The 13321-nt window shown below is 68.0% G+C and carries 13 protein-coding genes; 6 read left to right on the plus strand and 7 right to left on the minus strand.

Features of this window, described 5'->3' with window-relative positions; translation table 11 throughout:
* Positions 1–2: 2 nt before the first annotated feature.
* From WS66_RS30355 to WS66_RS30375, 5 genes are read left to right on the plus strand one after another with little or no spacing between them, the layout of a single operon-like run.
* Complete coding sequence (locus WS66_RS30355; RefSeq protein ID WP_059602687.1) at positions 3–533, plus strand: hypothetical protein; 531 nt, start codon at positions 3–5, stop codon at positions 531–533.
* Positions 523–1269: a beta-ketoacyl-ACP reductase gene (locus WS66_RS30360; protein WP_059602690.1), complete on the plus strand. Its 747-nt coding sequence runs from the start codon at positions 523–525 to the stop codon at positions 1267–1269. The genes WS66_RS30355 and WS66_RS30360 overlap by 11 nt, the downstream gene beginning before the upstream one ends.
* Complete coding sequence (locus tag WS66_RS30365; RefSeq protein WP_059602693.1) at positions 1266–3086, plus strand: PHA/PHB synthase family protein; 1821 nt, start codon at positions 1266–1268, stop codon at positions 3084–3086. The genes WS66_RS30360 and WS66_RS30365 overlap by 4 nt, the downstream gene beginning before the upstream one ends.
* Positions 3083–4114 (plus strand): bifunctional enoyl-CoA hydratase/phosphate acetyltransferase, encoded by a 1032-nt coding sequence (locus tag WS66_RS30370; protein WP_059602696.1) that lies wholly within the window; start codon positions 3083–3085, stop codon positions 4112–4114. Before WS66_RS30365 ends, WS66_RS30370 begins: the two co-directional genes overlap by 4 nt.
* Positions 4111–5151, plus strand: a complete 1041-nt coding sequence (locus tag WS66_RS30375; protein ID WP_059602699.1) for a zinc-dependent alcohol dehydrogenase family protein — start codon at positions 4111–4113, stop codon at positions 5149–5151. The genes WS66_RS30370 and WS66_RS30375 overlap by 4 nt, the downstream gene beginning before the upstream one ends.
* A 94-nt stretch (positions 5152–5245) precedes the next feature.
* On the opposite strand, the gene WS66_RS30380 is transcribed toward WS66_RS30375, so the two are convergent.
* Entirely contained in the window at positions 5246–6649 is a 1404-nt protein-coding gene (locus WS66_RS30380) for an MBL fold metallo-hydrolase RNA specificity domain-containing protein (protein ID WP_059602702.1), read from the minus strand.
* Between the two features lie 273 nt (positions 6650–6922).
* Between WS66_RS30380 and WS66_RS30385 the strand changes: the two genes are divergently transcribed.
* On the plus strand, positions 6923–7372 hold the full coding sequence (locus WS66_RS30385; RefSeq protein WP_059602705.1) for a hypothetical protein: 450 nt from the start codon (positions 6923–6925) through the stop codon (positions 7370–7372).
* Positions 7373–7434: 62 nt separating this feature from the next.
* On the opposite strand, the gene WS66_RS30390 is transcribed toward WS66_RS30385, so the two are convergent.
* From WS66_RS30390 to WS66_RS30415, 6 genes are all read right to left on the minus strand, one after another.
* Complete coding sequence (locus WS66_RS30390) at positions 7435–8925, minus strand: efflux transporter outer membrane subunit (RefSeq protein WP_059602708.1); 1491 nt, start codon at positions 8923–8925, stop codon at positions 7435–7437.
* The gene (locus WS66_RS30395; protein ID WP_059602711.1) at positions 8903–9988 is read right to left on the minus strand and encodes an HlyD family secretion protein; all 1086 of its coding nucleotides are present in this window, start codon (positions 9986–9988) and stop codon (positions 8903–8905) included. Before WS66_RS30395 ends, WS66_RS30390 begins: the two co-directional genes overlap by 23 nt.
* Positions 9985–10689 carry an ABC transporter ATP-binding protein gene (locus tag WS66_RS30400; RefSeq protein ID WP_179955281.1) on the minus strand — a complete coding sequence of 235 codons (705 nt, stop codon included), beginning with the start codon at positions 10687–10689 and terminating at the stop codon, positions 9985–9987. Before WS66_RS30400 ends, WS66_RS30395 begins: the two co-directional genes overlap by 4 nt.
* The gene (locus WS66_RS30405; protein ID WP_059602717.1) at positions 10686–11822 is read right to left on the minus strand and encodes an ABC transporter permease; all 1137 of its coding nucleotides are present in this window, start codon (positions 11820–11822) and stop codon (positions 10686–10688) included. Before WS66_RS30405 ends, WS66_RS30400 begins: the two co-directional genes overlap by 4 nt.
* Complete coding sequence (locus WS66_RS30410) at positions 11819–12040, minus strand: DUF2964 family protein (protein WP_059602720.1); 222 nt, start codon at positions 12038–12040, stop codon at positions 11819–11821. Before WS66_RS30410 ends, WS66_RS30405 begins: the two co-directional genes overlap by 4 nt.
* A 156-nt stretch (positions 12041–12196) precedes the next feature.
* Positions 12197–13321: an ABC transporter permease gene (locus tag WS66_RS30415; RefSeq protein ID WP_059602723.1), complete on the minus strand. Its 1125-nt coding sequence runs from the start codon at positions 13319–13321 to the stop codon at positions 12197–12199.

The following is a 13321-nucleotide window of genomic DNA, read 5'->3' on the forward strand; positions in this document are numbered from 1 at the left end:
CGATGAGTACGTACGCTTTGACGACACCGAATGACGTTTGCCGCGCGGGCTGCGATCTTGCGTTGCGCATGGTCGCGCAGAACCGCGACTGGCAGCATGAATGGCATGCGCTGGCAGGGCGGCGCATCGAGCGCGACCGCGACGCGGTTCGTCATCTGCAGCAGGCGCTTGCGGACACGAAGGAGTGGACGGCCTTCGGCGAGGCGGCCCGGCAGGTGATGCGCGATTACGCGATCGCGAGCGTCGCGATCTGGCAGGACGCCACCGAGCTGTGCATGCGAGCGCAATACGAGAGCGCCGGCGCATGGCGTACCTGGGCGCGCGAATACGGCGCGGGCGCGCTGTCGCGTTATCAGACCGACTGGTTGCCCGATCTGGAACGACTGGCCGTGGTCAACGAAGCCAGCATGCCGTGGGCAGACTGGATGACGGCACTGGAACGCGGGATCGAGGACGTGGCCGGCGCGGCGCCGGGTGCCCCCCGCCGCCTGAACGGCATGGCTGGCGCACAGGAGAACGGCCATGCGCGCTGAACGTGTCGCGTTCATCACGGGAGGCATGGGCGGGCTCGGCGCCGCGATCAGCCGTCGCCTGCACGATGCCGGCATGACGGTGGCGGTGTCGCACACCGAAGGCAACGACCACGTCGCGACGTGGCTCACGCACGAACGCGAGGCGGGCAGGACGTTCCACGCGTTCGAGGTCGACGTCGCCGACTACGATTCGTGCCAGCATTGCGGGGCACGCGTGCTGGCCGAGTTCGGGCGCGTCGACGTGCTCGTCAACAATGCCGGGATCACGCACGACGCCACCTTCGTGAAGATGACCAAGAGCATGTGGGATGCGGTGCTGCGCACCAATCTCGACGGCATGTTCAACATGACGAAGCCGTTCGTGCCGGGGATGATCGCGGCCGGCTTCGGGCGGATCGTGAACATCGGCTCGGTGAACGGTTCGCGCGGCGCATACGGGCAGGCGAACTACGCGGCCGCGAAGGCTGGCATCCACGGCTTCACGAAGGCGCTGGCGCTCGAGCTCGCGCGCCACGGCGTCACGGTCAACACGGTTGCGCCTGGCTATCTGGCGACCGCGATGCTCGAGACGGTGCCGAAGGAAGTGCTCGACACGAAGATCCTGCCGCAGATTCCGGTCGGCCGCCTTGGCAATCCTGACGAAATCGCCGAGCTCGTCGCCTTCCTGTGTTCCGACGCGGGGGCTTTCGCGACGGGCGCGGAATTCGACGTCAACGGCGGCATGCACATGCGATGAAAGCATCCGTCATGCACTTGCCGATCGAGCACGAATCGATGCGGCCAACGGGTACGAGCGAACCGGCGTCGCGCGCGGCCGAATGCACGCCGGTCCGCACGTCGCCCGCCGAACAATGGAACCGCGCCGCGCATGCGAACGTGGCCGCGATGACCTTCGGGCTGTCGCCCGCGTCGATGGCGCTGGCCATGCTCGACTGGGGCGCGCATCTGGCCGTGTCGCCGGGAAAATGCTTCGAGCTCGCGACGCAGGCGTGGCTGGCTGCCGCTGCACCGGCCGCAAGCCGGGGCGAGGGCGAGGCTGACGAGTCCGACACGACCAGTCTGGCCGTGCACGCCGGGCAGGCCGACCCGCGCTTCGCGGCGCCCGCGTGGGCCGGATGGCCGTTTTGCGCGTATCGCGACGGCTTCCTGTCGATCCAGCGCTGGTGGCGCGACGCGACGCGCGGCGTGCCGGGTGTCGAACGGCACCACGAGGAACTGGTCGGATTCATCGCGCGACAGTGGCTCGACGCGTGCTCGCCGGGCAATTTCCTGGCGACCAACCCGGTCGTGCTCGACGCGACGATGCGCAGCGGCGGCGCGAATCTCGCGGCAGGCTTCCGGAACTGGCTGGACGACGCGAATGCACTGCTCGATCGCACGAGCGGCACGCGAGCCCGCGACACTCGCAGCTATCTGCCGGGGCGCGACGTGGCGATCACGCCGGGCCGCGTCGTGTGGCGCAACGCGCTGTGCGAGCTGCTGCAATACGACCCGACGACGCCCACCGTGGCACGCGAGCCGATCCTGATCGTGCCGTCGTGGATCATGAAGTACTACATCCTCGACCTGCAGCCGCACGATTCGCTGATCCGCTTCCTGGTCGATGCCGGCCACACGGTGTTTGCCGTGTCGTGGCGCAATCCGGGCGCGGAAGCGCGCGAGCTCGGGCTCGACGATTATCTGCGTGACGGGTGCATGGCGGCGCTCGACGCCGTCCGGTCGATCTGCGGCGAAGCCGTCCACGCGGTCGGCTACTGCCTCGGCGGCACGCTGCTGGCGATCGCTGCGGCGGCGCTCGCGCGCGACGGGCGGCAGCACGACGCATTGCGGTCCGTCACGTTGCTGGCGGCCCAGACCGATTTCAGCGAACCCGGCGAACTCGGCCTCTTCATCGACGCGAGCGAACTGTCTGCGCTCGATGCGCTGATGTGGCGGCAGGGCTACCTGGACGGCGCGCAGATGTCCGCCGCGTTCCAACTGCTGAACGCGCGCGACCTGATCTGGTCGCGCATGATGAGCGAATACCTGCTCGGCACGCGCACCAAGCCGAATGATCTGATGTCGTGGAACGAGGACACCACGCGCATGCCGTATCGCATGCATACGGAATACCTGACGCGGCTCTTTCTCGACAACGATCTCGCGGCCGGCCGCTACTGCGTCGACGGGCGACCGGTCGCGCTGTCGGATATCGACGTGCCGACGTTCGTGGTCGGGACCGAACGCGATCACGTGTCGCCCTGGCATTCCGTCTACAAGCTGCATCTGCTCACGCACCACGCGCTGACGTTCGTGCTGACCTCCGGCGGCCACAATGCCGGCATCGTGTCCGAGCCCGGGCATCCGGGGCGCCACTATCGCTGCGCGACGCGCGCGCCCGGCGCGCCTTACCGCAGCCGGCACGACTTCGTGAGCGAAACACCCGCGGTCGACGGATCGTGGTGGACATGCTGGCGCGACTGGTTGCGCGCGCATTCGTCGGGCGACCTTCCGGCGCGGGTGCCGGCCGCCGGCTTCGGTGCCGCACCCGGCACCTACGTGCTCGAGACATGAACATGAACCTGCATCCGGATGTATCCGACGGCGCGTGCCTGCCCGGGCTGTTGCCGCGCGCGGACGGCGAACTTCCCGAACTGATCGCGCGTGCGTGCCATGCGCCGCCGCTGACGGTGGCCGTCGTGCATCCGTGCGACGCGGCCAGTCTCGTCGCGCTTGCCGCGATCAATGCGTCGCCGTTGGGCGCGTCGATCGACCCGCTGATCGTCGCGCCGCGTGCGAAGGTGTTGCGCGTGGCGGACGAGGCGGGCGTCGATCTGTCGAAATGGACGATCGAGGACGTACCGCACAGCCACGCGGCGGCGGCCCGGGCGGTGGAGCTCGCGAAGTCGGGCCGCGTCGGCGCGCTGATGAAGGGCAGCCTGCATACCGACGAGCTGATGGGCGCGGTCGTCGCCGCGGAATCGGGCCTGCGCACGGACAAGCGCATGTCTCACTGTTTCCTGATCGAGGCGCCCGCATATCCGCGCCCGTTCCTGCTGACCGACGCGGCCGTCAATATCGCACCGGATCTCGCGCAGAAGGCGGCGATCACGCAGAACGCGATCGACATCGCGCATGCGCTGGGCGTTGCGTGCCCGCGCGTGGCCGTGCTGTGCGCGGTCGAGACCGTCAATCCGGCGATGCGCTCGACGCTCGACGCGGCGGCGCTGGCGAAGATGGCCGAGCGCGGGCAGATCACGGGGGCGATCGTCGACGGCCCGCTCGCGTTCGACAACGCGATATCGCTGCGGGCCGCGCGCGAGAAGGGGATCGACTCGCCGGTTGCCGGCCGTGCCGACATCCTGGTCGTGCCCGATATCGAAGCGGGCAACATGCTCGCGAAACAGCTCGAATACCTGGGCGGTGCCGCCAACGCGGGCGTCGTCGTGGGCGCGCGCGTGCCGATCGTGCTGACGAGCCGCGCCGACGGCGTCGCCGTCCGGGTCGCCTCGTGTGCGCTCGCGGTGTTGCTGGCACAGGTCCGGCCTGACGCCGCCCCCATGCCTGAGCAGGCCCCCCTTTCGATGGAGGAATCGCGATGAAAGCACTCGTTTACCACGGCCCAGGGCGCAAGGCGCTCGAACGGCGGCCCAAACCGGAACTGCAGTCGCCCACCGACGCGATCGTCCGCGTGACGCGCACGACGATCTGCGGCACCGATCTGCACATTCTCAAGGGCGACGTGCCGACGTGCGAACCGGGCCGCATTCTCGGTCATGAAGGCGTCGGCATCGTCGAGCAGGTCGGCGCCGCGGTTGATTCGCTGAAGCCGGGCGATCACGTGCTGATTTCGTGCATCTCGTCGTGCGGCCGCTGCGAGTATTGCCGCCGCGGACTGTATTCGCATTGCACGACCGGCGGCTGGATACTCGGCAACCGGATCGACGGCACGCAGGCCGAGTTCGTGCGCATCCCGCATGCGCCGACCAGCCTGTACCGGATTCCGGCCGGTTCGGACGAGGACGCGCTCGTGATGCTGTCCGACATCCTGCCGACCGGATTCGAATGCGGCGTGCTGAACGGCAAGGTGCAGCCGGGCTGCTCGGTTGCGATCGTCGGCGCGGGGCCGATCGGGCTGGCCGCGTTGCTGACCGCGCAGTTCTATTCGCCCGCGCGGATCATCATGATCGACCCGGACAGCAACCGGCTCGAGGTTGCACGGCGTTTCGGCGCGACCGACTGCTTCGACGGCAGCGGCGGCGACCCGGTGGCGGAAGTCATGAAGCTGACCGACGGCGTGGGCGTGGATTGCGCGATCGAAGCGGTCGGCATTCCCGCGACGTTCGAGATGTGCACGTCGCTCGTGGCGCCCGGCGGGGTCGTCGCGAACGTCGGCGTGCACGGTGTCAAGGCCGACCTGCACCTCGAGAAGCTGTGGGATCGCAACATCTCGATCACGACGCGGCTCGTCGACACGGTCAGCACGCCGATGCTGCTGAAAACCGTGGGCGCCGGACGCCTCGATCCGGCGCGTCTGATCACGCACCGGTTCTCGCTCGACGACGTGGAACGCGCGTACGACACGTTCGGGCGCGCCGCGCAAACCCATGCGTTGAAGGTCATCATCGAAGTCGGCTGATTGCCGGGCCGTGCGTGGCGGGAACCGGCGGCCTCCGCCTCCCGTCACGCGCGGCGGGCATTTCGCCCGCGATTCGTCGGCAATTCGCCGGCAGTCAGGACGACAGCGCGGCGGGTTCCTGCGTGTTGCTTGATTCGGCCTCGTCCAGATCGACGCACTGCCCGTAGGTCGGCACCTCGCACCGCCAGTGCAGGCTCTCCGAGATGCGCCGGCGCATGGCGTCCGCAGCAGCGGGTTCGCCATGCGTGACGAACGTCCGCACGGGCGCGCACTGCATCGTGCCGAGCCACTTCAGAATCTCTTCATAGTCGGCATGGGCCGACAGCGTCGTGATCGACTCGATCTGAGCGCGCACGCGGACGTACTCACCATGAATCTTCACCGTCGGCTCGTGCGCCGCCAGCGCCGCGCCGCGCGTACCGGCGGCCTGGTAGCCGACCAGCGCGATCGTGTTGCGCGCATCGGGCGCATAGCGGGTCAGGTGATGCAGCACGCGCCCGCCCGTCGCCATCCCGCTGCCGGCGATGATGACCATCGGGCCGTGGTGTTCGGCAATCGCTTTCGACTGCTCGACCGAGCGGATCATCGTCGCCGCGTGGCCGAGCGCGTTCGCGTCGGAGACGGTCAGGCGATGTTCGAGGATATGGTGACGATAGATCTCGGTCACGTCCGTCGCCATCGGGCTGTCGAGGAACACCGGGACGCGCGCCATGCGCCCGGACGCCTTGAGCCGCGCGATGTAGTGCAGGATTTCCTGAGCGCGGCCGACGGTGAAGCAGGGCATCACGACGACTCCGCCGCGCGCGAAGGTCTTGTCGAACATCGCGGCCAGTTCGTTCTCGGGATCCGACGCCGGATGCAGCCGGTCGCCGTATGTCGATTCCACGACCAGATAGTCCGCATGCGCGGGCGGGCGCGGCGGCTGCATGATCGGGTCGTGATACCGGCCGAGGTCGCCCGAGAATGCGAGCACCTTGTGATCCCAGTGCATCACGACGCTCGCCGCGCCGAGGATGTGCCCGGCCGGTAGCAGGCGGAACGACAGACTGCCGCCCAGCGCCGTGCATTCGTCGAAGGCGACGGGCTTCAGCAGGCGTAGCGCGCGCTGCGCGTCGTCCAGCGTGTAGAGCGGCTGCGCCGGATGATGCTTCGAGTAACCGTGCCGGTTCGCGAAGTCGGCTTCCTCTTCCTGCAGCCGCGCGCTGTCGCGCAGCATGATGTCGCAGAGTTCGGCCGTGGCCGCCGTGCAGTACACCGGCCCGCGATAGCCTTCGCGTGCCAGCACCGGAAGATAGCCGGTGTGATCGATGTGCGCGTGCGTGAGCACGACCGCATCCAGCGTGTCGGGCGCGAGCGGTAGCGCTTGCCAGTTGCGCAGCCGCAGGTTCTTCGTCCCCTGGAACAGGCCGCAATCGACCAGGACGCGCCGGCTGCCGTGCTCGACCAGATACTTCGAGCCGGTCACCGTTTCGGTCGCGCCGAGAAATGTCAGTTTCATGGATTGCCTCACCGGAAGTCGACGGAACAGTAAGTCGATTAGATTCCGAACGCGCGGGCAGCGGTTGACCGAAATCAGGAATTGAGGGATCACCATGCCGTCCGGGCGAGATTCCCCGACGGCGCCCGGTTTGACGACGATCAACCTTGAGCCGCGGCGGCGGCAGGATAGTGATTTCGTGCGCGCATGCGGTGTCGTGTCGTGACCCGTTATCCGCGCATGCCGTGCGCGCGATGCGTATCGGCATCACGAGTCTTTCGGGATGAACCCATCATGACGTTGATCGCCAATCTGGATGGCGCCGGGCCCCTTTACCGGCTGTGCTTCGTCCGCTCGCCGTGGGCGTGGTTCACAATCTTGCCACTCGACGAGCAGTGCGGCGAGCGCTGGGCGGACGTGCCGTACCAGAATGCCGCGAAACCGCCGTACAGCGATTCGCGCGCGCAATTGCTCCGGGTCGCGTTCGACGCGCCGAGTCTTTTGCCGCCCGAGGCGGGGCGGCACGGGCATGCGTGGAGCGTCCAGCAGATCAACCGCGGCGCGGTGCCATGGCTGCGCAGCGAGGATTTCGTCGATGCGTTGACGCTGACCGTGCCGGCCGGGGCGACGCTCGCCACGTTCGTCGAAAGGATCGAGGCCGCCGGCGGCACCGTCTACGGGCCGCTCGGCTGGGCGGAATTGCCGCCGTGGCAGCGGCCCGACGTCGCGGCGCAGACGGGCTGATTGGGGCCAGACGGGCTGGAATGGGCCTGAAAACGGAGCTGAATGCCCGTGCGGCGCGCGTGTCAGCCCGCGTCCCCCCAGCCGCCGCCGAGCGCGACGTAGAACGCGACCGTGTCCTGCAGGCGCTGCGCGACCGTTTGCAGCCACGCAATCCGCGCCTGATGGTATTGCACGTCGGCGACCAGCAACTGGACGTAGCCGGCGATCCCCGCGTCGTAACCGGCTTGCGTGAGTTTCAGCGCGTCACGGGCCGCGGCCATTGCGCGCGCCTGCGCATCGAGCGCCGCCGCGTCGTTCGCAAGCGCGCGCAACGTGTCGGCCACCTGCGAGAACGCCGACAGGACGACCTGCCGATAGGTCGCATCGGCTTCGTCGTACGCATCCTGCGCGGCGCGCCGCTGGTTCAGCAGCGTGCCGCCATGAAAGATCGGCGCGGCGAGCCCGGCGCCGACACTCCATGCGCGGCCGGCCGGCGCGAACAGCGTGCCGGCGACGACGCTTTCGAACCCGCCCGATGCGGACAGCGTGAGGTTCGGGTAGAGCGCGGCCGTCGCGACACCGACCTGCGCGCTGGCCACGTGCAGTTCGGCTTCGGCCCGCAGAATGTCGGGGCGGCGGCGCACCAGCGACGACGGCGCCGTGTCCGGCAGGCTGGCTGGCAATTCGATCCCGTCGAGCGACAGATCCGGCGTCCGCCAGTCGACCGGGTAGCGGCCGGCCAGCAGCGCGAGCAGATCGTCGGCCTGCGCGCGCTTCTGGTCGAGCGCGGGCAGCGTCGCCTCGAGCGATGCCCGCTGCGATTCCAGCGTCAGCACCGCGACGTAGGCCGCCGCGCCGGCTGCCACCTGTACGCGCGTCAGACGAATCTGCTCGTCGAGCAGGCCGATCATCTCGCGCGTCGCCGCGGCTTCGTCGTGATAGGCCGCGCGCGCGACCATCGTATTGACGACGTTCGCGGTCAGCATCAGATACGCGCCCGCCAGCGCCTGCCGTTGCGCATCGACGTCGGCCTTGAGCGCTTCGACCTGGCGCCGTTCGCTGCCCCACAGGTCGAGCGTGTAGCTGACCGTCGCCGACAGCGTGAACAGGTTGAAGATCGATGCCGGCAATGCCTGGCCGGTACGCAGCGGCGTGGCGCGCTGGCGCGACGCGCCGGCCTGTGCATCCACCTGCGGAAAGAAGATCCCCTGGCCGGCCCGCAGCGCGTGCTCGCTGCGCCGCAACGTCGCTTCGGCGAGATCGAGCGTCGGGCTGCCGGTCAGCGCTTCGTCGACGGTCGAGTCGATCGCGCGGCTGCCGAAGCGCGTCCACCAGTCGCGCGTGAGCGCCGTGTCCGCCGACACCGCCTGCGTCCGTCCATCGCCGGTCCAGAGGCCGGACGCCGCGCCCGGATCGTCCGGCGGCACGAAGTGCGCGACGCGCGGCGCGGGCGGCGGGACGAAATTCGGCCCGACCGTGCATCCGGCGAGCAGCACGGCGACGGCCAGCGCGCCGGCTCCGCGGCGCAGCGCGTGTGCGCGACGGGCTCCGTTATTTGCCTGCGACGTAGACATCGACGATCTGCCCGGGAAACAGCCGCACGTTCCTGTTCGGCACGATACGGAAAATGACCGGCAGCACGCGCACGTCGACGCGCTCGGTGCGCTGGTCGGACAGCTCGATCTTCGGCGTGACGTATGGCTGCACGCGCACGAACTGGAGATCGGCCTCGACCGACGTGCCGCGCACGAACATGTGCGCCTTCAACGCATGCAGATCGGGTAGCTGGTGGATCAGGATTTCGTCGATGTAGCAGCGCACCTGCAGCTGGTCGGCCGGTGTGCCGAGCACCACGACCGGTGTGCTGCCGCGCGTATAGGTGTCGTAGAGCCCCTGCGAGTTCAGGTAGGCCCCGACCGCCGCGTTCATCGCCAGAACGGTCCCGTCGGCCGGCGCGCGCAGCGTGTAGCGGGCGAGCAGGGCGGCCGCCGCATCCGCCGCGCGCCGCAGCGCGATGGCCTGCGCTTCCTGGTTGCGCACGTCGTAGCCCCAGGCGCCGGCTTTCGTCAGGCGATACTGCCGCGTGACGACGTCCAGGTTGGCCGCCGCGACGCGCACCGCGTTCGCGGCCGTGTCGAGCGCGTCGCGGCTCACCGCCTTCGGATCGATGTCGTACGCGTGCCGCTGCTTGTCGTACTGGTCCTGGGCAAGCTTCAGGCTCGCCTGCGCGGCCGCGGTCTGCGCACTGGCCACGTCGAGCACCTCGCGGCGCGGCTGTGCCTTCAGTTCGTCGAGCAGGGCGACGGCCGCGTCGGCCTGCGCCGCGAGCTGGGCGGCGGTGGCGCGCTGTACCGCGTCGTCGATCGTCAGCAACGCGTCGCCGGCCTTCACCGGATCGCCGTCGTGCACGAGGATGCGCGTCACTGCGCCCGAGACGTCCGGATAGACGTTCACGTTCGCGCCGGCCGGTTGCTCGCTCTCGACGATGCCGTTCGCATAGACGCCGCGCGCGTACGGATTGGCGGCCGGCTTGAATACCGGCGGCTGCGGCGGCTCCTGGCGGCTGTAGAGCCACGCGGCGGCGACGCTTGCCAGGAAGCCGAGCACGGCCAGCACGAACACGAGGCGGTGCTTCATCGCGCACCTCCGCGCTCGATCCCGTTCAGCCTGCCGTCTTCCATCCGCAGGATGCGATCCGCGTATTCGAAGATCCGCGCGTCGTGCGTGACGATCACGATGCAGCGCGTGTCGCTCAGCACCTTGTGCTTGACGAAGTCGATGACCATGCGGCCCGTATCGCCGTCGAGCGACGCGGTGGGCTCGTCGAGGATCAGCAGGTCGGGCTGGCTGACGATCGCGCGCGCGATCGCGACGCGCTGCTGCTCGCCGCCGGACAGCTTGACGGGCGGGAGTTGCGCGCGGTTCGCGAGCCCGACGACGTCCAGGTACGTGTGCGCTTCCTTGATCGCGTCGTCCCACGGCCGGCGCTTCAGGATCAGCGGGATCGCGACGTTTTCCGCGGTCGTGAGCCGCGGGAACAGGTGGTAGTCCTGGAACACGAAGCCGATCCGGTTCAGCCGGAAATCGGCGATCGAATCGTTCGACTGCGCCCACAGATCGACGCCGTCGATCGACACTGAGCCGTCGTCGGGCCGAAGGATGCCCGAGATTACGCTGAGCAGCGTGGTCTTGCCGCTACCGGACGGCCCGACGATCAGCAGCATCTCGCCGAAGTTCGCCTGGATCGATACGTCGCGCAGCGCCTGCGTGCGTGCATCGCCTTCGCCGAACCATTTGCTGACGCCGCGCGCGTCGATCGCGATGTTGGCCATCGTCAGCCCCGGAAGATGTCGAACGGCTCGATGCGCAGCACGCGCCGCACGCCGAGATAGCTCGAGATCGTTGCGATCACGACCACCATGCCGAACGCGAGCGACAGGTTGCCGTAAGTGATGAGCGCCGCGTAGTCCGGAATCCTCAGCTTGGCGACCGTGATCATCAGCACGCACAGCCCGACGCCGATACCGTAGCCGGTCAGCGCGGTGAAGGTCGCCTGGAACAGGATCATCGCGACCAGCTCGCGGCTCTTCGCGCCGATCGCCTTCAGCGCGCCGAACTTGTCCAGGTTCTCGAGGATGAACGCGTAGAACGTCTGCCCTGAAATCGACAGGCCGATGATGAAGCTGATGATCGTCATCAGCATGATGTTGGTGCCGAGGCCCGTCTCGTACTTGTAGAAGCGCGCGATCTGCGCGATGAATTCGTCGCGCGTGTACGCGCGATAGCCGAGCGACGTCACCACCGCCTTGATGTGTGCAATGTCCGAATCCGACTTCGGTTCGACGAGGATGTACGAGGTCGTGAAGCGCGGCGACGGAATGTAGCGGATCGCGCGCGCGTACGTGGTGTAGAGCGTCGGCGTGCCGAACAGGCCGCTCGCGGCGACCTTCGCGATGCCGACGATCACGCCGCGATGGTCGTTCAGTTCGAAATCTGTGCCGACGGACGGATTCTCGAGCTTCGCAAATTCGGGATCCTGAATCGCGATGAAGCCGTTTTCCGCGTAGATGTCCTCGATGCGGCCCTGCAGCATCGTCGGGCGGCCGAGCAGGCTGGCGTCGTCGAGGCCGACGACCGTCACGGCCTGATAGGTGCCGGAACGCAGCTTGACGAGCGCGCCGCCGGAATAGAGCGGCACCGCATACTTCACGCCGTCGATGCTGCGTACGGCGTCGAGCACGTAGTCGGGCATGCCGATGCTGTTCGCGATCGTCTTCACGGCCGGGTCCATCACCCAGACCTTCGCGCCAATATTGATGACCGACGCCGACGACTTGTTCAGGATGCCGGCGAATAGCGACGTCATCTCGATCATCAGCAGTACCGAGAAGGTGATGCCGACGGTCAAGGCGGTGAATTTCGCACTGTCGTTGACGAGCAGCTTGAACGCGAGACGGAGGATACCGTTCACGATGACGAATCCAGCGCGTCCGGTCCGTGCCGCTGATGTCCGGACGACGCGGGATCGAGCTGCGCGATGAACGCGACGATGCCCGACACCAGCGCAATGATCGCGTACGGAACGACCGTCTCGTCGATCAGCATCGCATGCACGACGCCCAGCAGCGAAGCGAGCGCGATGAACACGCAGAGCGTCGCAAGCGCGCTTCGGTACGGCAGACCCATCATGACGTTCTCCCGGGAAGCGGCCGCCGTGGACGGCGTTGCCGTCAACGTAGCTGCCACTGGTTGCGCAAGACATGGCGTCATGATCGCGTGCCGCGCTCCGGCACGATTGATCTGTATCAACGGACAAATTCCGGCGTCACGGGCGCGACGCGTCGATCAAGTCATCTGACCAATCGTCTTGCGGAATCGCGTGAGCGACAGCAGGAACAGCACGCAGCCGATCGCGAACAGCGCGGCAAACTGGGTCCACACCGCATCGAGCCCGGCGCCGCGATACAGGATGCGCTGCGCGAGCTCGACGAAATGGGTGGTCGGCGCGGCCAGCATGATGTCCTGCACGACGGGCGGCATGCTTTCGCGCGGCGTCAGTCCGCCCGACAGCAGTTGCAGCGGCAGCAGCACGAGGACGAGCAGCATGCCGAACTGCGGCATGCTGCGCACGAGCGTCGCGAGAAAGATCCCCATCGACGTGGTCGCGAACAGATGCAACGCCATGCCGGCCACGAACAGCGGCACCGACCCGGGAATCGGCACGTGCAGCGCGCCGCCCACGACGAGCGTCAGCGACGCGACTGCCGCCGCCGCGACGACGAGCCCCATCGACCAGACCTTCGCGAGCATGATTTCCGCCGCGGTCACCGGCATGACGAGCAGATGCTCGATCGTGCCGTGCTCGCGCTCGCGAATCAGCGCGGCCCCGGTGAGGATCATCGACAGCATCGTCACGTTGTTGATCAGCTCCATCAGCGCGCCGAACCAGACTTCGTCGAGATTCGGGTTGAAGCGCATCCGCATCGCGAGATCGACGGGCGGCAAGGACGTGCCGCGATGGCGCCGCACGAAGGCATCGATCTCGCCCGCCACGATCTGCTGGACGTAACCGCCGCCGGTGAACGCCTGCGTCATGCGGGTCGCATCGACGTTGAGCTGGACCGTCGCGTGGCGGCCGGCGAGCACGTCGCGCTGGAAGTCGGGCGGAATGTCGAGCGAGAATGTGTAGTCGCCGTTGTCCAGCCCGCGATCGGCCGCGCCGGCGTCGACGATCGGTGGCGGTGCGAACTGCGGCGGGAAGAACGCCGCCGCGATGCGCGCCGACAGCGGCGACGCATCCTCGTCGACGATCGCGATCGGCACCTTGTGCAGCGTTTCCGGGCGGGCGGTGGCGGCGACGTAGATCGACGCGCTGAACGTATAGACGATGAGCGCGAGCAGGATCGGGTCGCGAGCGAGGCTCCACAGTTCCTTGACCCCGAGCCGGAAAACGACGAGCAGGCGGGACAT

It is taken from the genome of Burkholderia sp. LA-2-3-30-S1-D2 (assembly GCF_001523915.2).
Lineage (GTDB): Bacteria > Pseudomonadota > Gammaproteobacteria > Burkholderiales > Burkholderiaceae > Burkholderia > Burkholderia diffusa.